Annotated in this window: 18 protein-coding genes and 1 pseudogene; 14 read left to right on the top strand and 5 right to left on the bottom strand. The window is 64.5% G+C overall.

Features of this window, described 5'->3' with window-relative positions:
• Positions 1 to 39 precede the first annotated feature (39 nt).
• The 9 genes and pseudogenes from rpsF (at position 40) to VML93_RS06760 (ending at position 8,853) form a co-directional block, all read left to right on the top strand.
• Complete coding sequence (rpsF, locus tag VML93_RS06800) at positions 40 to 330, top strand: 30S ribosomal protein S6 (protein ID WP_325608975.1); 291 nt, start codon at positions 40 to 42, stop codon at positions 328 to 330.
• Between the two features lie 93 nt (positions 331 to 423).
• Positions 424 to 945, top strand: a complete 522-nt coding sequence (locus VML93_RS06795; protein WP_325608973.1) for a single-stranded DNA-binding protein — start codon at positions 424 to 426, stop codon at positions 943 to 945.
• A 66-nt stretch (positions 946 to 1,011) separates the two neighbouring features.
• Complete coding sequence (rpsR, locus tag VML93_RS06790) at positions 1,012 to 1,266, top strand: 30S ribosomal protein S18 (protein ID WP_325608971.1); 255 nt, start codon at positions 1,012 to 1,014, stop codon at positions 1,264 to 1,266.
• Positions 1,267 to 1,299: 33 nt separating this feature from the next.
• The gene (gene rplI, locus VML93_RS06785; protein WP_325608969.1) at positions 1,300 to 1,758 is read left to right on the top strand and encodes a 50S ribosomal protein L9; all 459 of its coding nucleotides are present in this window, start codon (positions 1,300 to 1,302) and stop codon (positions 1,756 to 1,758) included.
• Positions 1,759 to 1,768: 10 nt separating this feature from the next.
• Positions 1,769 to 2,346, top strand: a pseudogene (locus tag VML93_RS06780) (hypothetical protein); the annotation flags it as partial.
• Complete coding sequence (locus VML93_RS06775; protein ID WP_325608967.1) at positions 2,328 to 5,414, top strand: replicative DNA helicase; 3,087 nt, start codon at positions 2,328 to 2,330, stop codon at positions 5,412 to 5,414. The pseudogene VML93_RS06780 and the gene VML93_RS06775, both read left to right, overlap by 19 nt.
• 183 nt (positions 5,415 to 5,597) lie before the next feature.
• Positions 5,598 to 6,047: a hypothetical protein gene (locus VML93_RS06770; RefSeq protein WP_325608965.1), complete on the top strand. Its 450-nt coding sequence runs from the start codon at positions 5,598 to 5,600 to the stop codon at positions 6,045 to 6,047.
• A gap of 502 nt (positions 6,048 to 6,549) precedes the next feature.
• Positions 6,550 to 6,939 (top strand): hypothetical protein, encoded by a 390-nt coding sequence (locus tag VML93_RS06765; RefSeq protein ID WP_325608963.1) that lies wholly within the window; start codon positions 6,550 to 6,552, stop codon positions 6,937 to 6,939.
• Between the two features lie 534 nt (positions 6,940 to 7,473).
• Positions 7,474 to 8,853 carry a 2-polyprenyl-6-methoxyphenol hydroxylase-like oxidoreductase gene (locus VML93_RS06760; protein ID WP_325608961.1) on the top strand — a complete coding sequence of 460 codons (1,380 nt, stop codon included), beginning with the start codon at positions 7,474 to 7,476 and terminating at the stop codon, positions 8,851 to 8,853.
• A gap of 101 nt (positions 8,854 to 8,954) precedes the next feature.
• Here the strand turns inward: VML93_RS06760 and VML93_RS06755 are convergent, their stop codons facing one another.
• The 5 genes from VML93_RS06755 to VML93_RS06735 form a co-directional block, all read right to left on the bottom strand.
• Positions 8,955 to 9,836, bottom strand: coding sequence for a hypothetical protein (locus VML93_RS06755; protein ID WP_325608959.1), 882 nt, complete (start codon positions 9,834 to 9,836; stop codon positions 8,955 to 8,957).
• A 69-nt stretch (positions 9,837 to 9,905) separates the two neighbouring features.
• Positions 9,906 to 11,237, bottom strand: a complete 1,332-nt coding sequence (locus VML93_RS06750; RefSeq protein ID WP_325608957.1) for a PE family protein — start codon at positions 11,235 to 11,237, stop codon at positions 9,906 to 9,908.
• Between the two features lie 219 nt (positions 11,238 to 11,456).
• A complete protein-coding gene (locus tag VML93_RS06745) occupies positions 11,457 to 12,128 on the bottom strand; it encodes a class I SAM-dependent methyltransferase (protein WP_325608955.1) in 672 nt (223 codons plus the stop codon).
• A 75-nt stretch (positions 12,129 to 12,203) separates the two neighbouring features.
• Positions 12,204 to 13,244: an alpha/beta fold hydrolase gene (locus VML93_RS06740; protein ID WP_325608953.1), complete on the bottom strand. Its 1,041-nt coding sequence runs from the start codon at positions 13,242 to 13,244 to the stop codon at positions 12,204 to 12,206.
• A gap of 34 nt (positions 13,245 to 13,278) precedes the next feature.
• Positions 13,279 to 14,310, bottom strand: coding sequence for a fused (3R)-hydroxyacyl-ACP dehydratase subunits HadA/HadB (locus VML93_RS06735; RefSeq protein ID WP_325608951.1), 1,032 nt, complete (start codon positions 14,308 to 14,310; stop codon positions 13,279 to 13,281).
• A 216-nt stretch (positions 14,311 to 14,526) separates the two neighbouring features.
• Between VML93_RS06735 and VML93_RS06730 the strand changes: the two genes are divergently transcribed.
• The 5 genes from VML93_RS06730 to VML93_RS06710 all read left to right on the top strand — a co-directional run bounded on the left by VML93_RS06730 (position 14,527) and on the right by VML93_RS06710 (position 20,797).
• Positions 14,527 to 14,964 carry a hypothetical protein gene (locus VML93_RS06730; RefSeq protein WP_325608950.1) on the top strand — a complete coding sequence of 146 codons (438 nt, stop codon included), beginning with the start codon at positions 14,527 to 14,529 and terminating at the stop codon, positions 14,962 to 14,964.
• An 87-nt stretch (positions 14,965 to 15,051) separates the two neighbouring features.
• Positions 15,052 to 18,207: a bifunctional cytochrome P450/NADPH--P450 reductase gene (locus VML93_RS06725; protein WP_325608948.1), complete on the top strand. Its 3,156-nt coding sequence runs from the start codon at positions 15,052 to 15,054 to the stop codon at positions 18,205 to 18,207.
• Positions 18,208 to 18,631: 424 nt separating this feature from the next.
• Positions 18,632 to 18,928, top strand: coding sequence for a hypothetical protein (locus tag VML93_RS06720; RefSeq protein ID WP_325608946.1), 297 nt, complete (start codon positions 18,632 to 18,634; stop codon positions 18,926 to 18,928).
• 246 nt (positions 18,929 to 19,174) lie between these two features.
• A complete protein-coding gene (locus VML93_RS06715; RefSeq protein ID WP_325608944.1) occupies positions 19,175 to 19,411 on the top strand; it encodes an ESX-1 secretion-associated protein in 237 nt (78 codons plus the stop codon).
• 9 nt (positions 19,412 to 19,420) lie between these two features.
• Positions 19,421 to 20,797, top strand: coding sequence for a hypothetical protein (locus VML93_RS06710; RefSeq protein WP_325608942.1), 1,377 nt, complete (start codon positions 19,421 to 19,423; stop codon positions 20,795 to 20,797).
• Positions 20,798 to 20,973 lie beyond the last annotated feature (176 nt).

The raw sequence follows: 20,973 nt of genomic DNA, 5'->3' as shown, positions 1-20,973 counted from the left end.
ACCGTGGCCGCGCAGACCAGAGGAGGTGGTGAGGTTTCCATGCGTCCATACGAAATCATGGTCATTCTTGACCCCACGCTCGACGAACGCACCGTGTCCCCGTCCTTGGAGGCGTTCCTCAACGTCGTCCGCAAGGATGGCGGAACCGTCGAAAAGATCGACATCTGGGGCCGGCGCCGGCTGGCCTACGAGATCGCCAAGCACGCCGAGGGCATCTATGCCGTCATAGACCTCAAGGCCGAGCCGGCGACGGTGTCCGAGCTGGACCGCCAGCTCAGCCTCAACGAGTCGGTGTTGCGCACCAAGGTGATGCGCACCGACAAGCACTGACTGCCCGCTGTCGGCGCTGTTGCCTAGGCTGGTTCAAAAGCTGACCATCCACCGCCGTGCAGGCGAGGCACCTGCGGAACCAGGAGGAAAATTGTGGCTGGTGACACCACCATCACCGTCGTCGGGAACCTGACCGCTGACCCGGAACTGCGGTTCACTCCGTCAGGTGCTGCCGTGGCGAACTTCACCGTGGCATCCACGCCCAGGATCTATGACCGCCAGAGCGGGGAATGGAAAGACGGCGAGGCGCTGTTCCTGCGGTGCAATATCTGGCGTGAGGCCGCTGAGAACGTGGCCGAGAGCCTGACCCGGGGTGCCCGGGTGATCGTCACCGGCCGGCTCAAGCAGCGTTCCTTCGAAACCCGCGAAGGCGAGAAGCGGACCGTCGTCGAGGTCGAGGTCGACGAGATCGGGCCCTCGCTTCGGTATGCCACCGCCAAGGTGAACAAGGCCAGCCGCAGCGGCGGCGGAGGCGGCGGTTTCGGCAGCGGCGGCGGTGGCGGCGGATCCCGTCAGGCGCCGGCGCAGCAGAGCAGCGCACCGGCTGACGACCCGTGGGGCAGCGCCCCGGCATCGGGCTCCTTCGGCGGCGGCGACGACGAACCGCCCTTCTGATTCCGAGACATTTCAAGACATTGCAAGACACTTCAGGACAACTGAGCAACTGAAAGAAAGACAGACATGGCCAAGTCCAGCAAGCGCCGCCCGGCTCCGGAGAAGCCGATCAAGGCGCGCAAGTGCGTTTTCTGTGCGAAGAAGGAACACGAGATCGACTACAAGGACACCGCGCTGCTGCGGACCTACATCAGTGAGCGCGGCAAGATCCGGGCGCGCCGGGTCACCGGCAACTGCGTGCAGCACCAGCGCGACATCGCGCTCGCGGTGAAGAATGCCCGCGAGGTCGCCCTGCTGCCCTTCACCTCGTCGGCGCGCTAGCCGCCGAACGACCAACGGAAAGTACGCAACACGATGAAGCTGATTCTGACGGCGGACGTCGACCACCTCGGCACCGTCGGCGACACGGTCGAAGTCAAGGACGGGTATGGCCGCAACTTCCTGCTGCCGCGGGGGCTGGCGATCGTCGCCTCCCGTGGTGCCCAGCAGCAGGCCGATGACATCCGCCGTGCCCGCGAAACCAAGACGGTGCGCGACCTGGAGCACGCCAACGAGCTCAAGGCGGCTATCGAGGCGCTGGGCCCGGTTTCGCTGCCAGTGCGGACCGCGGCCGATTCGGGCAAGTTGTTCGGCTCGGTGACTTCCGGCGACGTGGTGGCTGCCATCAAGAAGGCCGGTGGACCCAATCTCGACAAGCGGATCGTCCGACTGCCCAAGTCGCACATCAAGGCCGTCGGCACGCACCCGGTGGCGGTGCATCTGCACCCCGAGATCGACGTCGAGGTTGCACTCGAAGTCGTCGCCGAGAGCTAACTCGAAGCGTTTGCTCGTCCCGGCGGTAACCCTCGATCCGGTTGCCGCCGGGTTAACGCGCGGTTGGCCGGCACGCGCGGGGTTTGCGCCTGGCGAACTATTTTGCGGGCCCGTCTGGGGCACCGCCGTTACCAACCCTTAACGCAGCGAAAATCTGACTGAAAACCAACACGCCCGACGCGGTAACCTGGCCCGACACGCCGAAGAGATTGTTGTCCACACGATGGACGACGCGTTGTACGGTCCTAATCAGCAGTGATGTCGTAACCCTCCGCATTGATCCACAGGTTTTCCACACCCCCCTCAACACAGGTGTCGACGGATATGCACACGCGATGCACAGCTTCATAAACAGGGCCCCCTTGGAGTACTCGCCAGCAACGTTTAGCGTCGTCCCGGCGCGAGACGATGGCAGGGGCTTCAAGACGGCGACGACAGGGGCCGCACGGCGGCCAACCGAGGAGCCGGCCAATGAAGCGAGGGGTGGGGTGTCGGTGCCGTGGCTTACGCTCTCGATGTCGGCCATCGAATGTATGTTCGGGTCGTTATGTGGGAGGAGGTGAGAGCCAGTGGCGGTCGTTGACGATCTGCCGCACCCGGGCATGGATGCTCCGCCGCCCAGTGAAGACTTCGGCCGTCAGCCACCGCAGGATTTAGCCGCCGAGCAGTCGGTGCTGGGCGGGATGCTCCTGAGCAAGGACGCGATCGCCGACGTGCTGGAACGGCTGCGGCCCGGCGACTTCTACCGCCCGGCGCACCAGAACGTCTACGACGCCATTCTCGACCTGTACGGGCGGGGGGAGCCGGCCGATGCGGTAACGGTGGCCGCCGAGCTGGACCGGCGTGGGATGCTGCGCCGCATCGGCGGCGCGCCCTATCTGCACACGCTGATCTCGACGGTGCCGACGGCCGCCAATGCGGGCTACTACGCGGGCATCGTCGCCGAGAAAGCGCTGCTGCGTCGGCTGGTGGAGGCCGGAACGCGGGTGGTGCAGTACGGCTACGCGGGCGCCGAGGGCGCCGATGTGGCCGAGGTGGTCGACCGCGCGCAGGCCGAAATCTATGACGTCGCCGACCGCCGGCTTTCCGAGGACTTCATTGCGCTCGAGGATCTGCTGCAGCCGACGATGGACGAGATCGACGCCATCGCCTCCAACGGCGGCCTGGCGCGCGGGGTTCCGACGGGCTTCACCGAACTCGACGAGGTGACCAACGGTCTGCATCCGGGGCAGATGATTATCGTTGCGGCGCGGCCCGGTGTTGGTAAGGCACTTGCGCTAGACACGCCGCTGCCGACGCCTGCGGGCTGGGCGACGATGGGCGACGTCAGCGTCGGTGATGAGTTGCTGAGCACAGACGGGCTGCCGACGCGGGTGGTGGCTGCCACCGACGTGATGTTGAGCCGCCCGTGCTACGAGATCGAATTCTCCGACGGCACAGTCATCGTTGCCGACGCCGGGCACCAGTGGCCGACGGGTGACGGCATCCGAACGTCGGCCCAGTTGCGTCGTGGGCTGGACACCATCGTGGTAGCAGGTTCCGCCGCTCGGTACACCGAGCGGCGGACCGCCGCCGCCGTGCTGACCCCGGTGTTGCAGATCGAGGCTGTGCGTCGGGTAAACACTGTTCCGGTGCGCTGCGTCCAGGTGGACAACGCTGAACACCTGTATCTGGCCGGCCGTGGCATGGTGCCGACACACAACTCGACCCTCGGGTTGGACTTCCTGCGGTCGTGCTCGATCAAGCACCGGATGGCCAGCGTCATCTTCTCGTTGGAGATGAGCAAGTCCGAGATCGTGATGCGGCTGCTGTCGGCGGAGGCGAAAATCAAGCTCGCCGACATGCGTTCGGGCCGGATGAACGACGACGACTGGACCCGACTGGCACGGCGGATGAGCGAAATCAGCGAAGCCCCACTGTTTATCGACGATTCGCCGAACCTGACCATGATGGAGATCCGGGCCAAGGCGCGCCGGCTGCGGCAGAAGGCCAACCTGAAACTCGTCGTCGTCGATTACCTGCAGCTGATGAGTTCGGGCAAGAAGCACGAGTCGCGTCAGGTGGAAGTATCCGAATTCTCCAGGCATCTCAAGCTTTTGGCTAAGGAGCTTGAGGTTCCTGTTGTTGCGATCAGCCAGCTGAACCGTGGGCCTGAACAGCGGACGGACAAGAAGCCCATGCTGTCCGACCTTCGCGAATCGGGATGTCTGACCGCCGCCACCCGAATCCTGCGCGCCGACAACGGTGCCGAGGTCACGCTCGGTGAGCTGATGCGCTCCGGCGAGCGGCCGCTGGTGTGGTCGCTGGACGAGCGGCTGCGCATGGTTGCCCGTCCGATGACCAATGTGTTCCCCAGCGGCCGCAAGGAGGTCTTCCGGCTCCGGCTGGCCTCGGGGCGTGAGGTCGAAGCCACCGGCAACCACCCCTTCATGAAGCTCGAGGGCTGGACTCCGTTGGAGCAGCTGAAGATTGGCGACCGCATCGCCGCACCCCGGCGGGTGCCCGAACCGGTGGACACGCAGCGGCTGCACGAGTCCGAGGTCGTGCTGCTTGCGCACATGATCGGCGACGGGTCGTGCGTCAAGAAGCAGCCGATCCGGTATGCGTCAGTGGACGAGGCCAACCTCGTCGCGGTGACCGTGGCCGCGGCGCATTTCGGCGTGACCGCCGTTCGTGACGAGTACCCGGCGGCGCGCGTGACAACGCTGCGGATGCCGGCGCCGGAGCGGCTGACGCACGGCAAGCGCAACCCGATCGCGGCCTGGCTGGATGGGCTTGGGTTGTTCGGCAAGCGCAGCTACGAAAAGTTCGTGCCGGCGGCCATATTTCGCGCACCCAACGACCAGGTGGCGTTGTTCCTGCGGCATTTATGGGCGACGGACGGTTCGGTGCGGTGGGAACATGTCGCTAACCAGGGGAAGATCTATTACGCCTCGACTAGTCGACGTTTAGTCGATGATGTCACGCAATTGCTGCTGCGGCTTGGTGTGCAGAGCCGGATCGCGCGCGTCCGGAAGGCGGGTTACCGGGACTGCTGGCATTTGTGGATTGACAGGGCCGAGAATCAGACTGCTTTCTTGACGAAAGTCGGTGTCCACGGTGAGCGCGGCAGATCCGCCGAATCCCTCCTCGAACAACTGCGAACCCGCACACGACGTCCCGGCGCGGATACGGTTCCTGTAGAAGTTTGGGGCAGGGTGCGAGAAGCGCTGGCCCGTAGCTCTGTCTCGCGCACCAAATTCAGAACGGTTGCAAGAGTGGAAGTTTGCGAATCAAGAATGGGCCATGCCCCGGGCAGGCCATTGTTGCACAGAATCGCGTCAGCGCTCGAAGATTCTGAGATTCACTCGCTGGCAACTAGCGATGCTTACTGGGATACAATTGTCGAAATCACCAGCATTGGCGAACAAGATGTCTACGACGGAACCGTAAGCGGCACACACAATTTCGTTGTAAATGGCATTACGGCACATAATAGTCTCGAACAAGATAGCGACGTCGTGATCCTGCTGAACCGGCCGGACGCGTTCGACCGCGACGATCCGCGCGGGGGAGAGGCGGATTTGATTCTGGCCAAACACCGCAACGGCCCGACCAAGACCGTCACCGTCGCGCATCAACTGCACTTGTCGCGATTCGCCAACATGGCGCGGTGAGGACCGGTTGGCTTGTAGGTTCTCATTTACCGTTTCTGTTGACGAGCATCCAAATATCTTATGTGACAATGAATTTAGCTGATCCGGCCGGTGTCGCTGGTTTGGACGGGAGAGGATGCGGTTCGGGCGAACCTCTCGGTGGTCGATCCAGCTACTGACCGCCAGCATCAGGAAGGACTTGGCGTGAGCGACGACATCTCTTTCGAACCAGTGACCAGCGCCGAATCGGCTGAAATTGGTGAGCGTCACGAATCGCTGAACGCCTGTCGTGCTGCGGCCTTGGGCCTGCCATTTGGGGCGACAGTCGCCATGCAAGGAATGGAAGTTGCCTTCAGCTCGATGGGGTTCAATGATCGAATTACCGATCAGACCTGGAATTGGCGCGATGCCGGAATGCGTTTGGACCTGGGAGGCCTGGGAGGCGATCAAAGTCGCGCGCAGCTTTTCGCATCTCTGGCCGAGGCCCCGGACTCAGTCGACGCCGTCCGATTCCTAGCGGAAGTACTCGCGAGCCCACTCGAGCGCGAATCGGCTGCCGCAGCCGCCTCGATCATCGGAGCTTCGGGTCGTTCGATCTTTCACGGGGATTGGCGTCAGCGCTGGTGGCGAGGCGTAGACATGTTCCCGACATAGAGACATTTCTGCACTACTTGTTCGGCCCGGCCGCGCCTCAGGTGGAAACGGTCGTTGCCGACCCGACCCCGACCTCGATATCCCTCCGGAGACCGCGTGGGCCTGGTTTGGGGCGCGGTGGCAGGATCTGGCGAGGGAGGCGCTCTGGGCAAGACGCATCTTCAACGGAGACATGGAAAGCCGGCTCCGACTCGTAGCCGAGTGGAGGTTGGCCCTAGCCATGCGCTCGGCGGATCCGATCGTCCGGCAGTTCGCCATGGCCTCATTGACCGGGCCATGGGACGACGGTAGCGACGTCGCCACAGGCCAGCAGGGACCAGGCCCGACCACCGGAATCCTCGCCGTGTCTGCCCTCATCCATGGAACTTGGGGGTGGAAAGGCGACTGGTGGCGTCCGGCAGCCCACTTCCATGAGTTCATACGAAGCGGGGTCAGGCCGAATTTCTACTCACGGGGTGCGCCCTTCAGCTGGAGCGGCGCCTATAGCAGTCGTCAGAGAGCAATGGCTGCCGAGGATTTCGTTCGCTGGGCCGGCGAGATGAGCCCCCGAGGGATCCACACCTTGTTCGGGCACAGCTATGGCGGGGAGGTGGCGGTGCATTCCTGGGCGCTCGGCACCAGAGTCCAGGAGGTTGTGCTCCTCAGTGCTCCCGCGAATCGTCGCGTCAAGACGGCAGTCGACCAAGGTCTGCGGGTTATGGACATCCGCCTTTCCTTCGACCCCGTGCTCGCATTGGCCAGACAACCTCAACGGATCCGACGGAAGGGCCCCAACCTCGAACAAGTGATCCTCTCGCGCTGGCAGCTGTCGCACGGAGCCACTCATGACGCCGACGTCTGGCTGACAGACGACCTGGTGAACCGAGCCAAACTGTGCGCTAATTGCGAATAAAATTGGCTGCCGACACACAAAGACGGGGGTTCGATGAGACGGTTCCAAACCGCCAAAAGAATTCGCGGATTCTCAAAGTCGGTTGCGGAGTCGTTGCGGACCCGCAGTGAATATGAGACGGGTGCATGTAGCGCTGGTCGGCGCGCGAGACTTGCGGCGCCAGGCTAGGACCGGCGTCGCGTCGGGAATCTGGCTCTTCAGTTTCGTGCGCATGGCGAAATTATCGGTGACCCGCGAGTGCCGCCTTGCCGGTGGATGTCGCCTCGTGCGCTCTGATGCTGCTGGTACCTGCTCAGCGTGAAAGTTCAAAGTCCGGTACCACGATCGAGATCTTCCCGAAAGGCTCTGTCATACGCAGACCTAACAAGGTTACGAGGGATCTAAGTCTAAGTCACGGAAAAGGCCGTCGACATCAAGCCCTCATTTGGCCCTGAGGCAAGTTGACCGTTCAACATCGGCGAAAAACGAGTAGTCGAGTACTCAACCCCCGTGCGCAAAACCATGTATATGGTGACGTACGTCGAGAGGTTGCTAATGGCGAAGCTCGGTGAGCATGCGGTGGTTCTGGGCGCCAGCATGGCGGGGTTGGTGGCTGCCAGAGCACTGGCCGACTTTTTTGAAACGGTCACCGTTGTGGAGCGGGATGCGTTGAGCGACACGGCCGATAACCGTCGCGGTGTGCCGCAGGGGCGGCAGATCCACGGCCTGCTACTGCGAGGCGCTCGGGCGCTCGAAGAACTCTTCCCGGGGATCCTCGACGAACTCGTCGGAGCTGGCGCACCCTCGCTTGATTATCGGGATCTATCGAAGGTCCACTTCGATATGGGCGGCCACCTGGCCCTGCAATCCGGTTCGGCCGAAGGGCTGAGGGCCTATACCCCAAGCAGATCATTTCTGGAGTCCCACGTCCGGCGCCGGGTACGTGCGATTCCCAACATCGAGTTGGTCGACAATCATGACGTCGTCGATGTCACCTCCAACACACGCCGCGATCGCATTACTGGTGCGCGAATTGTCAACCGGCACAGCCGCTCAGAATCAGAACTGTCCGCTGATCTTGTCGTCGATGCGACGGGGCGTGGCGCGCGGACACCGGCAGTACTGGAAAGGCTGGGTTATGCCCGCCCCGCTGAGGACGACGTCGTCATCCATCTGATGTATGTGAGTCAGCTGTTGCGGATGCCACCGGAGTTGTTGCACGAGTGCGGTTGCCTCGTGGCCCCAGTGGCTGGCCGACCCACCGGCATGGCGATGCTCAGATACGAGCACGACACCGTTATGTTTTCGGTATTCGGAATGGCGGGCAATGATCCACCTGTCGGATGCTCCGCGATGTGTGCTTTCGCCGAAAAGTTTGCGCCTGTACACGTTTTGGCGGCCATTCGGGCAGCTGAACCTCTTGGCGAGGCAGCACAGCATCGGTTCCCGTCGAGCCGTTGGCGCCGATACGACAAAGCGCGACTGCTGCCGGAGGGCTTGCTGGTCGTCGGAGACGCGGTGTGCAGTTTCAACCCGATCTATGGGCAGGGCATGACGGTGGCTGCACTGGAAGCTTTGGAGCTGCGAGAGTGTCTGTCCCGGGGCACGACCGACCTCCCTCGCCGGTTCTTCCGAGCTACCGCCAAGCCAATCGGCCGGGCGTGGCAACTGGCCGCCGGCGGGGACCTCTCCCTGCCCGAGATCAAAGGCACACCACCGCTATCGACGAGGTTGCTCAGCGGGTATATTGACCGATTACTGACCGCTGCCGAATATGACGTCGCCGCATTCGAGCAGTTCCTCAGGGTGGCCTGGCTTGTCGACTCACCGATGCGGCTGCTGCATCCTTCGATGATGGTGCGTGCCGCCTCAGCCAAACGACGCCGGCAGAAAAGCCCGCCACTAGGCACCGCGACCAGGCCCCTGAACAGTTAGCTGGCCGCAGGAACCTTTCGCGCGCTCGAGCGCGATATCGACATCGTTGTCGATGATGCCCTGTTGGTAGTTGACGTTGGTGACGCGGCCAGGCGTGGGTGTCAGTTCGTTGTGATAAGACGCGCGCTCTGGGCGGCGAGGAAACTACTGATGAGATCGACCACAATCCAGTGCCGGGTTTGATCGGTGCCGACAATGACGCCAAGGTTCGACGTGCCGCTGTCCAAGTCGACGGTGACCGGAGACCCGAGTACCTCGGGGTAGATCGGGAGGGACGGATCGTCGGTGGCGATGACGACGCGTTGAACGGCGGCGGGGATGTCGCGTAGTTCCAGTGTGGACGCTGGGTCGAGCACGTGTCCGGTGACGACGGCACCAAAACTGTTGGTCCACGTCGCGGGCGCCTTGCGTTGTTCTGCCGTTAGCGCTGTCTGTAGCATCTCAGCGGTCGGCGCCTTGTTATTGACGGTGATGTCGACCGGCATCGGCCAATCAGGTTGCCCGGGGCTGAAGATGGCCACGGGCGATATGGGCATCGCCCACGGTGCACCGGCGGTCCCCGGGTTCTGGTCGCCGGCGGGCAGATAGGTGATCTCGCCGATCTGCGTGCGCTTCGGGTTCTGGCCCGGGGCATCAACTTTCATCACGGCGACCGGAGCGTGAGCGTTGCCTTGAGCGCACCGCGCGGCGGTGAGAAAGGCGGGGAGCCGCTGGCCGGAATGTTTGGGGTCGGGGTAGTCGATGTAGAAGCCTGCGGTGCACACTGTTGTGGCTTTGTCGCCCAACATGATTGGAGCTCCGGGCCGCAGGCGGGACACCGGGCCGGGCATCGGGGCCCCCTCGTTGACCGTGGGCGGAAAGAGGGACGGCACGTTCGACGACGTGGCATGCGCGGTCGGCGCCGACGTCGTTGCCGTGTCGTCCGTGGTCTTCGGCCCGCACCCGACGACGCTGGCCGCGAAAGCCATCACGGCGACTGTCATCGCGGCTGCGTGGACAATTCGCGTCAACCGAATCATCAACCTTCCAGGGCCGCGTATCAACGTCTCTTTTCACCGCCTGCCTTGGTTACCGATATGCCCGGATTCAGTTCGGCGGACGCAATGTGGTTCTGGACCCGTCTGGCCAGAGAATGTCACCGGTCGCGCTTCGTCCTGTTTGGCTCCGCATGTGGTCGCGTCTTTCAAGAGCTCGCCGAAATCGTGTATGAGCTTGCCTCTTGCCCTCTTAAGCTCCTCGCCGCGTTCGTACTCGGCGGCCTGTACCGGATCCCTCATGTCGAATACGTGCCCTGGTGGATACTTACGGTCCCAGGCAGTGATATCCCTTGTCAGCTCATCTCTTTTCGAACACCACTCAGCAAATCTCTTGATCAATTTCGCCTGATCTTCGGGTTTGCACTGTGGAGGTTCAGGTGTAGGGGAGGTAGTGGTTGTCGGATCCAGTGGGAATCCGCCGTGCCTGTCGACGGCTTGGATGCCGCGGTGGGGTCGGGGTGGGTGTTGTGGGGGTTCGCCGGTGAGGTCGAAGGAAAGGTTGGCCGCCCCGTAGTTGTGCAGGCCGTTGATGGCTTGGCTTTGCAGGTCGGCGAGTTGGGCGCGCAGGGCCGGGATGACCGAGGTGCGGTAGTAGGGGGCCCAGCGAGGGTTGGCAGCGGCGGCGGCTTCGGCGTTGGTCAACTGCTGGGTGGCTGTCTTGAGGGCCTCGGGCGTGGGGATGACGGTTTGTGCGGTCTTGAAGTTGTCGGCGGCTGCCCTGGTGGCCGCTGCCGCGGACCGGGCCGCCTCGGCGTGGCCGTCGTACCAGACCCCCAGTTCACGCAGCCGGGCAGCCGCCGCGTCGCCGGCCGCAGAGCTCCACTGCCGCTCCAGCCATGTCGCGTTGCTGCGCAGGTCATCGGCCGCGTTGCTGAGACGGCTGGATTGCCGGGTCAGGTCGGCAGCCGCCGGATCCAGCGGCGCTCGGGCACCGGCATGGATGAGTGTGGAGATGCTCAGAGCATCCTCGGGTGGGGGGCCATACACCGGCGGCGGGACGACGACCGGCGCCACCGGGGGGGCGATCGGCGCGGAAGCGACCCTGAGCAGGGCGGGTGTCGCCGTGCCCAAGCCCAGACCGGCCTGGTTGGCGGCCTCCTGATCGGCGTAGCCGGTGGCGCTGGCCGCCAATTGGGCGGCCCGCATCGCGGCAACCTCGCTGGCAGCAGCGCTGTAGGTGGCGATCAGGGTCGCGCGGGCTGACAACGTATTCGCCGCCGCAACCGAAACCGGATCGGCCGCCGCCGGCGCTATCGAACCAACCACCCCCGGCGATTGGGCACCGACGCCGCCGACCTGCCGGCTGACCGCGGCCATGGCGTCGGGATCCACCACAACGTGCGCCATTCGACAAACCTAGAGCTGCACCGTGAGCTGCGCAGCAGCCATCCGGAGCCAAAACCGCCGTCCATCCAGAGTGAGAATTCTTTAGACCCGCGGCAGGGGCCATAGGGCGCTGCTCAGCGTCTGATCATCGCCGAACGTGCTCTGGGGGAGGGAAATTGGCCATTCTCCCGCCCGGACAACACGTTCGGCGGGCCGTGGCTGGGCAACTTGCCGTGAAGGTCATCGAGTCGCCCGCCCCACGGCGAGCGGACGGACGATCGCCGGCATCCCGCTCCACACGGCAGCGTTGGCGCTGACGGTGAAGCCGCAACGGCGCATCAGCTCGAGGGTCGGACGATTGCATTCGCACCCGCCTGCGAAGCCCCGCCACGGTCGCAGGAATTTGTCCTGGCACGTCGCGAGGAATCGCGAGCTCGCGCGGATGTGTTCGATAAACAGCAACTGGCCCTCCGGGCGCAGTACGCGTGCGATCTCGCGAAGCGCACTTTCAGGGTCGGGGACGGTGCAGAGGACGAGCGTCGCAACGACGGTGTCCACCGACGAATCGGCGAACGGTAGACGTTCGGCGGGCGCGGCCGACACGCGCGCGGCGCGTCCAAGACGTGCGAGGCGCCGGGCGAGTTTCCGGCGCATCCCGGGTTCGGGCTCGGTGAGCACGAGTTCGTCGACAGCGTCGGAATAGTGCGCGATGTTCAGCCCCGTGCCCGCACCAATTTCGACGACGCGCCCATAAGCGTCGGCGACCAGCGCGCGCCGTCGGCGCCGCATACCTGCGAGCTCGCCCAGCCAGACGAACGGGTCATACAGCACGGCCATGATCCGCAACCACGCCGCATAGGCAGGGTCGGCCGGCAGTTCGGTGCGCGATTCGGGAGAGGCGATCTCGGTCATGCCGTGAAACTACGAGTGGACAGGCAATTTGCGCATCGCTCAAACCGGCCATTTTCGGCCAATGGCCGATTTCGGCTAGCTCAAGAGTCCGAGCCGCGTGGCCTCGACGACGGCCGCGGTCCGCGAAGGACTGCCGAGCTTGCGACGGATGTTCGCGACGTGGCGGTGAACGGTGTGCGAGCTCAACTGAAGCTGCTCTGCGATCTCGCGATCGCCGAGACCGCGCGAAACGCAGGCGAGGATTTCGCGTTCGCGACTCGACAGCAGGACCGGCGCAACCTCGCCGACCTCGAAATCTTGCTGTGGTGCCAGTGCGCGGCGGCATGCGCGAGCGACGGAATCGATGTCGCCGTACCACGGGAAGTGCGAACTACCTTGCAGCGGAATGAATGTCGCGCCGTTGATCGCGGCGGCCACCTCACGTCCGAGGTGGTACGGCACGGCCCGGTCGTCGCGACGATGCACGACGGTCGTCGGCACGCGCACGAGCGGAAGACAGCTGCGGACGTCCAGTCGGTAGACGAGTCGCAACAGATCTGCAGCGGTCGCCGCGGTGGCAGACTCGCGTTGCACCCGCGCAAAGCGTTCGTGTTCCGCGGCATCGGCACCGCCGAGGAAGATGTCACTGAGCACGCGTGAACCGAGTCCCCAATGGGCCTGTACAGCGGCCACGATCGCGTCGGCCACGCCCGGCGGCGTCAGCACATCACCGCGGGGGTACGAGCCGTACAGCAACAGGCGCTCGACACGCTCCGGGAACTCCGCCGCGAAGGCGACGGCAGTGCAGCTCCCAGACGAGCCGCCGACCAGTGACACGCGATCGATCCCGAGCTCATCGAGTAGCGTGCGCAGCGTCGTGACCTCGCCGTCGAGAGTCAGATCGGAATCGCGCACGGTGCGGTCGGACATGCCGACGCCGAGTCGGTCGTAGCGGATCAGCGTGTGGTGCTGCGCGACGCCGTCCCAGAATCGTCGAACGCCCGCGTCCTGCCAGTCGAGTTCGAGGTGGCTGACCCACCACGCCGGAGCGACGAGGGGCGGACCGTCACCGCGTACCTCGTACGCCAATCGACGGTCACCGAGGGAAACGAAGCGAATCCCGGACTTGTCGAGCACCGCCTCGAGCCTACGACGGGAACGCTCAAAGGGATCAGCGGAAGCGGACGTTCAATGTCGCCAGGCCGAAGATCTTCCTGCCGCCGGACTTTGCGCCGACGATGACGACACCGGTGCGGGTGGCCGGGTCCAGCGACTTGATCCGGCCGCTGAACTCGATTTCGCAGCCCTCGGCGGCTGACACGATCGCGGGCTGAGACAACCGCGCCGCGTAGCGCGTGACCGCACCGGGGTCGCCCGACCACGCGGAGGCGTATCCGGCGCCAAGACCCATGGTGAGCATTCCGTGGGCGATCACATCGGGCAGTCCGGCCAGCTTGGCGAGGTCTTCGTCCCAGTGAATCGGGTTGGCGTCGCCGGCCACGCCGGCGTAGTTCACCAGGTCGCCGCGCGACAGCCGGGTGTGGTGCGTCGGTAGCTCGTCGCCGACGTTCACGTCATCGAAGTTGGGCGTGCCGGGCGTGCGGGTCGCGCCGTCCTCGGCGATCCGAACCTCGCCCACGGGGCGCACCGTCTTTTGGTAGTCCGCGTCGGCTCCGCCGATATCGGCGAGGTTGAAGTCATGCATCATCGCGTTCACCACGGCCGCCTTGGTCGCCGGACCGATATCCTCGGCGGTGACGCCGACGACGGTGGTGTGCAGGGTATGCACCCGCTCGCCGGCGGTGTCGGTGAAGGTGTTGGTCACGGTGATCAGGTCTCTACCGGCGATCGTGCGCACCGATGTCAGTTCGACGTCGATGGTCAGTTCGTCGCCGGCCACGATCGGGCGGTGCTGCTCGAAGACTTCTTCGGTCTGCACGTAGGTGTCGTAACCGACGACCACCGATTCGAACATGCGGCGATTGCAGGCCATGCCCGGGACCGACGTGAAGGTCAAGGGCGCCACCAGCCCCGAGTAGCCCAGCTCCGCGGCGGCGGCGACGTCCCAATGCGCGGGGTGATAGTCCTGCACTGCGCGGGCGTACTCGCGGACCTTCTCGCGGCCGACCAGGTAGGTGCCGTCCATCTGGTAGTAGTGGCCGACCCGCTCTTCGAGCGCCGACGTTTCTGCTGCTGCGGTCATGAATTCGCCCCATTTTTCTACCGGCTTCTTCGCTGAGGCCAGTCAGAGCACACTAACGCGCGGCTCGCCGCGGGTGACATCCGCGGATTCCAGACGGGGCTGCGGCGGACGTCGACGCGCTTACCTGTCACTTCTTCGACGCCTCGATCGTCTACCAAACGTGATGGCTCAACCACCGACCAACCATCCGGCGCACGTCGAAAGGAGTCTTGAACCATGCCCACACCTGTCACCGCAACCGATCGCTCGCAGCGCACCCGCTCGTTCGCACGTGTGCTCGGACCATTCGTCGCCGTGGTCACTGCGATCGTCGCGATCAGGGCCGGCAGCATCGGGAAACAGTTGTCCAGTTTCTCGACAGACCCGATGTGGCCGTGGGTCCTGGGCGCGTTGCTGCTCTTCTGCGGCATCTTCGTTGTCGCGTTTCACCAATACTGGCGCAGCGTTGCCGCCGTGATCATCTCGCTGTTCGGCTGGTTCCTCCTGCTGCGGGGTCTGGTACTGCTCGCCGCGCCGCAGTTGATCGTCAAGGGAGCCGAAGCCGCGACGGAAACGTCGAGCACTGCCATCGGTGTCGTGCGGGTCGGCTTCCTGGGGCTCGCGTTGTGCGGTCTGTACCTGACTTATGTCGGGTGGCTGAAGAAGTCCGACTGACGATCCAAGAGACCACTAACACTAACGCACCCAAGTCGTTCAGCTGATTCTTTACGAGGCGGCGGCGCGGAAATCTATGCTGCGGGCATGCCTGAGTTCCGTGCATCGCCACCGCCGGATCTTCCCGGCGTCCCTTCGGCCGAGGGGCCCTTGCCCGGCCCGGACCAATTGGTCGGCCGGCCCCGCGCGTTGGGGGTGGACCTACTCGGCGAATTGCATGGTCCGCTGTTCTACTCCGACTTCAACGGCGGCTTCAGGAAGCTGTACGCGTGCTCGCTGGAACTCGTTGCCGAGCTTTGCGACGAAAGCCGGTTCGCCAAGAACCTCACAGCAACCCTTGCCCGAGTCCGGCCGTTGTCCGGTGACGGACTGTTCACCGCCTACCACGGCGAACCGAACTGGCAGCAAGCCCACGATGTGCTGTTGCCCGGTTTCAGCTACGCGGGTCTACGCGCCTATCACGCAGCGATGCTGGACATCAACTGCAAAATGATCGACCGGTGGGACGCCAGCGCCGGCGTCGGGCCGGTGGATGTGTCGAGCGACCTGCAGAAGCTGGCCATGGACACCGTCGCGCTCGCCGGATTCGGTTCGCGGTTCGAGTCTTACGACTACCCAGGCCTGGCGCCGATCCCGCAGAGCTTCACAACTGCACTGGGGGAGCTCGGATCGCCCACGCCGACAACGGTATTCAACGATGAGCTGGCCACCCTCTACACGTTCATCGACGGACTCATCGCCGAGCACCGATCGGGTAACCGCGAGTTCGAAGATCTGTTAGCGCTGATGCTGCAACGGGATCCGAATGGCAAGCCGGCCCTGGAAACGCAGAACATTCGCAATCAGATCCTGACCTTCCTGATCGCCGGGCAGCTCACCACGTCGGAGTTGATGCCCAACGCGCTGTACAACATCGTCAGCGATCCGGCGGTGCTGCATCGGGTGCGCGCCGAGGTGGACAACGTGTTCGGAGCCGACGACGACTACCTGCCGGGGTACGACGACATCGGCAAGCTGACCTATCTGCGGCAGGTTATCGAGGAGACGCTGCGGTTGTCCCCTCCGGTGCTGCATTTCGATCGAATGGCCTTGGAAGACACCGTGATCGGTGGTAAGTATCCGATCAAGCGCGGCGAGGCCGTCACGATCCTCACCGGCGCATTGCACCGCCAGCCGCAATGGGGCGACAATGTCGAATTCTTCGATCCCGACCGCTTCGCTCCTGAACGCTCGACAACCCGTCCGGCTGCGTTGTTCAAACCTTTCGGCACCGGTGCACGATCCTGCATCGGGCGGCAGTTCGCATTGCATGAGGCGGCCATGGCACTGGCCCGGATCGTACATCGCTACCGTCTCATCGACGCCTACCACTATGTCCCGCAATGGGAAACGCCGACCAGCCGCCGGCCGGTCGGATTCCGGCTCGACCTCGTCCGGCGCACGCCGCAGGACCGCCGCGCCGACACAGCTGGGCCTGAGGTCGGGGCCGCGCAACAGGCAGAGCAGCACCCGACGGCGATCACGGCCGGCACCAGGCTGGCCATTTTGCACGGCTCTAACCTCGGCACGTGCCGCGCCCTGGCCCGCCAATTCGTCGACGATGCCACGGCTCTGGGCTGCACGGCGACGGTGGCGCCCCTCGACGATGCTGTTGGCGGTTTCCCCGAAGCCGAGGCCATCGTGATCATCGCGTCCTCCTACAACGGACAGCCGACCGACGATGCGCGCGCCTTCCTCACCTGGCTGCTCGACGCGAATACCACACTGAATCCGACACCCAACGTCGCGGTTCTCGGTGTGGGTGACCACAACTGGGCCGACACCTACCAGGCGGTCCCGCAGCGCATCGATGAGCGCCTCGGCGAGCTGGGAGCCAACCAATTGGTCGCGCGGGCAGCGGCCGACACCTCGGGGGATATGGTCGGCACGATCGAGGAGTTCGCGGCCGCGCTGTGGTCGTCGTTGGCCGAACGCTTCGGAGACCCTGACGCCGCGCCGCTCACGGATGATGCGACCGAACCGCTTTACGAGATGCGCCAGATCGTCGGCCCGGTGACGGCGGCGATGGACGCACGGTCGGCGGTGATCCCGATGACCATCGTCGAGAACACCCAACTGGTCAGCCCCGGGCTGGGTCAAGCCAAAACCAATGTCCGCGTGGACCTTCCGGACGGCGTCGACTACCAAACGGGCGACCATCTCACGGTGATGGCCGACAACCCTCCCGAGGTAGTCGACACGGTTTTGGCCCAACTCAGCCTCGACCCCGGACTGCGGCTGGCGATCAACCCGCGGCGCAGCTCAAGGCGACTCATCGCACTGGACCGAGAAGTCAGCGTCCGAGAATTGCTCACGCACTTCGTCGAATTGCAGAAACCGTTGACCAGCAGTCAATTACGCAGTCTTGCGGCGGCCAACAGCAATCCCGCGGAGCGCCAGCGGCTCACCGAACTGGCTGAGGCCCCAGACGGCTGCCCGCTCAGCGTGTTGGAGTGCCTCCACGAATACCCGGCTTGCGATCTGACCGGTGCCGAACTTCTCGAACTGCTCGACCCGATGGTGCCGAGGCATTATTCGATCGCGTCGTCGTCGCTGCTGTCACCGCGCACGGTGGGGCTGGTCGTCAGTGTGCTGGATGCGCCGGCCCGTTCCGGTCACGGCTCGTTCAAAGGTGTCGCGTCCAACTACCTCGCGACGGTCCAACCCGGACAGGTGATCCGGGCGCGCGTGGACCCGGCCCGCCAGGCGTTCCGGGCCGGCGCCGATCCGGCGAAGAACGTGATCCTGGTCAGCGCCGGTACCGGCGTCGCACCATTCCTCGGCTTCCTAGGTGACCGACTCGCCGCACAACGCGCCGGAACGCCGGTGGAGCCTGCGTTGTGCTTCTTCGGGGTGCGTGACCCGGAGGTCGATTACATCTTCCGAGACCGGTTCGAGCAGGCCGAAATCATCGGCATCGTGCAGATGCGCCCGGCGTTCTCCCGCGCGCCGCAGGACGGGGTCCGCTACGTGCAGGACCGGATCGTCGCGGACGCCGACGACGTGTGGGACCTGTTAGGGGACCCGGCCAAGGACGCTCATGTCTACGTGTGCGGCGACGGCGCGCGGATGGCGCCGGCGGTGCGCGGGTCGTTCCTCGACATTTATCGGGCACGGACGGGCGCCGACGACGATCAGGCTCGCAACTGGCTGAACGGTCTCGTCGAATCCGACCACTACGTCGAGGACGTATGGGCCGGATAAACCCAGCGATCTTGCAGGAGACGGCGCCAGCTCGTTGCCCGCTGAACCCGCCGCGCCCCGAATGCGAGATACCAATAGTTGGTATCACCGGACGTATGTTGCGTCCTGCAAGTTGGACTGGACTAGCGGGTGGAAGTCCCGTCCCGGTAGGCACCGGAGCGCTGGGTAGCAGGCCCCGGTTGGTCGTCGAGAGGCGGCGGGCTGAGCAGGGCGTCAAAAGCATTGTCAGTGGCGACGTGATCAATGTGGTTCCCATACTCCACCAAAGAATGGATGTCGACCGGCACCTCGACTGACTCGTGCGGGGAGAGTCGGCGAAACATGCTGATGCCGAATGATAACGGGCCTCAAAACCCGCGGGCCCAGGACATGACCGTCTGATTCGGTAAGGCAACTGGCGCGAAAGGCGACGTACGATATTTTCGTGAGCTGGAATCCCGGATTGAGGCTGGTAGCGGTTATTAGCGCCGTCGCCGTTGTCTTCGCACCTGCCGCCAGGGCCGATTCCGGGTCGCCCTCTTACGAACAAGGCAAACAAGCCATCGATGACCAGGTCCTCAACCGCCACGTACAGCTGAAGCCCAGCACCGATCTGGAGCAGTACTGCCGATCGCTGCTGGGGAACGTTCTCAAGAGCGGGCTGATTCCCCGGGTCGACTCCCCGCCGGACTTCGTCGCCGGCTGCCAAGACGAGGGCCGCGCTCTCCAAGCGTCACAATGAATTCCGCGGGCTTCACCCGCTACTGAGCCCGATGCCGCGCCGGTGAAATCGAGTCCGGTGGCGCAAACGGGAAGCGGCAATGGGGAATCGCGCAGATGTCGTAGCGAATGACCGTCGCAATGCCGTCGGTGGTGCAGCTAACGTCTGATTGTCTGCATCGTGTCGACGGGGAGGTCGCGGGTGGAGCCGGTGGTGGTCAGGCCCTCGGAGTTGCATGTAGCGGCGCGCCGTATCGATTGTCAGGCAGTGGATTTCGCGGAGGCACATCGCTCGGCGCTGTGGCGGGCGAGTCAGGCGGCGTTGGGTTCCGGCCTCTCCGGTGCGGCGTTGCCGCAGATGGTGGGAGTCTGGCAGACCGATGCCACCGGGTTCGGTGAGCGTTTCACCCAGCACGCGGACGGTCATCGGGCGGCAGCGGGTGCCTACCTGCACACCGAGTCGCTCAGCGCCCGCGAGCTGGGCAATCCGGGCGTCGGCAGCTGAGGGGCGTTCGTGGCGTTGTCGTTGAAGGAGCTGCTGGATTGGGTGGGTGAGATCGCCGATCTGGCCAAGGCGACGCGTGACATGGCAGCCAACCACTCCGACTCGGCGGAGTTCTACCGCGATCTGGTGACGGCCTCCACCTGGCAGGGTCAGGCCGCACAAGAGGCGTCCATCTCCATGTCGGCGACCGCGTTTACCCACGGCGGCAAGGCCGATGATCTGGCTAACGCGGCCACCGCGATGGATCGCGCCCAGCACAATGCCGAGGTCCTGGCCACTGAGGTCAAGCGCATTCTCGCCGACGCTGCGGAGAGTCCGGCGGTGGAAGTCAACGCGTCCACCAATGAGGTGACGCCGCCACCGAACTACGGCAACCTCGACGCCGCCACCCAGAAGAGCATTGCGAACAAGATCAGCGCGCTTGAAGTGCGCATTGGCGACGCCCTCGACGAAGGCGATCGGATCGACCAGAACCTGGCAGCCGCGATCGCCACGGCCTCCGGGCTTCCCGTGCCGCCGCGAACAACGAACGGCGAGGTGCGGCTCGTCGACGACGAACAGCAAATCCCCGCCAACGATCCCACTGTCAGCGGACCGGCCGGCACATCCCAGCACGAGCAGGACGGGTACGACTTGCAAGACCAGTTCCAAGACGGTCAAGGACCCATCTTCGGCGGCGATCCGCGAGATGGCGTGCCCCGCAGCCCGGCTTCCCAGCTGGCGCAGGGCCCGCCGGGCACCCGGCCGCTGCCGACTGGTACCGCGATTGGGCCTGATGGCCACCGGTATGCGTTTTTCAGCAACCCAGATGGCACAGAAACCCCCGGGGTCAGCCCGTACGTGACCAACGGATCGGTGTGGGATTACACCAACCCTGCTCATCCGGTGAAAGTCGGTGACCTGCCGAACATTTTCCAGGCCAGCGGCGTCTACGACCCCACCACCAATCAGATGGTGATCATCGGCAACGCCACCAACCGGACAGGCGATCTGACCCGGGGGCTTTGGATGTCTGGACCCATCGACCGGGCCAAACCCAACAGCTGGATCGGCTCCTTGCAGCGCGTCGGCGACGTCGGCCTAGCCGGTGACCGCGAAAGCCAACTGGTCGCACTCAAAGGTGGCGGGTACATGCTTGTCGGCGCGACCACCGACGGCCCAGTGCAGGCCATAACCGCGGCCACCCCGCAAGGGCTGATCGGCGCCGCCCCACAGACGCTGGTAGACCAAGGCCAGCTTCCAAGTGTCTACGGGCCCACGGTCACAGGCACGTCCATTGATCCCGCGACTGGGCTTGAAACGGTTCAACTGCGAGTGAGCACCTGGCCACCGGGTCCGGTCTACGATCCCCACACGTGGACGACCACGTTCGGCGTCCAGCACTAGCAGAAGGCGGTAGCGTGTGTTGAGCAGGATGACGTCAGCGGCCATTTCGGTTGTGTGGCTGGGCGTTTCGGTGGTCGGGGCCGGCGCTGCGACGGCGGCTCCGCCGGGATTTCCCGATCTCGACGCATTCCAACCGGTGGATCCCGCGCCATACACCATGCATTTCCCCAGGGGTG

Origin of the sequence: Mycobacterium sp. (assembly GCF_035499775.1) — a bacterium.
Lineage (GTDB): Bacteria > Actinomycetota > Actinomycetes > Mycobacteriales > Mycobacteriaceae > Mycobacterium.
The sequence above is the reverse complement of the archived record's forward strand: the minus strand, read 5'-3'. Positions and strand labels throughout refer to the sequence as shown.

Coding starts and splice junctions, on each gene's coding strand:
- rpsF (WP_325608975.1), top strand. CDS start 40: ATGCGTCCATACGAAATCATGGTCATTCTTGACCCCACGCTCGACGAA.
- rpsR (WP_325608971.1), top strand. CDS start 1,012: ATGGCCAAGTCCAGCAAGCGCCGCCCGGCTCCGGAGAAGCCGATCAAG.
- rplI (WP_325608969.1), top strand. CDS start 1,300: ATGAAGCTGATTCTGACGGCGGACGTCGACCACCTCGGCACCGTCGGC.
- VML93_RS06765 (WP_325608963.1), top strand. CDS start 6,550: ATGGCTGCCGAGGATTTCGTTCGCTGGGCCGGCGAGATGAGCCCCCGA.
- VML93_RS06760 (WP_325608961.1), top strand. CDS start 7,474: ATGGCGAAGCTCGGTGAGCATGCGGTGGTTCTGGGCGCCAGCATGGCG.
- VML93_RS06755 (WP_325608959.1), bottom strand. CDS start 9,836: ATGACAGTCGCCGTGATGGCTTTCGCGGCCAGCGTCGTCGGGTGCGGG.
- VML93_RS06750 (WP_325608957.1), bottom strand. CDS start 11,237: ATGGCGCACGTTGTGGTGGATCCCGACGCCATGGCCGCGGTCAGCCGG.
- VML93_RS06745 (WP_325608955.1), bottom strand. CDS start 12,128: ATGACCGAGATCGCCTCTCCCGAATCGCGCACCGAACTGCCGGCCGAC.
- VML93_RS06735 (WP_325608951.1), bottom strand. CDS start 14,310: ATGACCGCAGCAGCAGAAACGTCGGCGCTCGAAGAGCGGGTCGGCCAC.
- VML93_RS06730 (WP_325608950.1), top strand. CDS start 14,527: ATGCCCACACCTGTCACCGCAACCGATCGCTCGCAGCGCACCCGCTCG.
- VML93_RS06725 (WP_325608948.1), top strand. CDS start 15,052: ATGCCTGAGTTCCGTGCATCGCCACCGCCGGATCTTCCCGGCGTCCCT.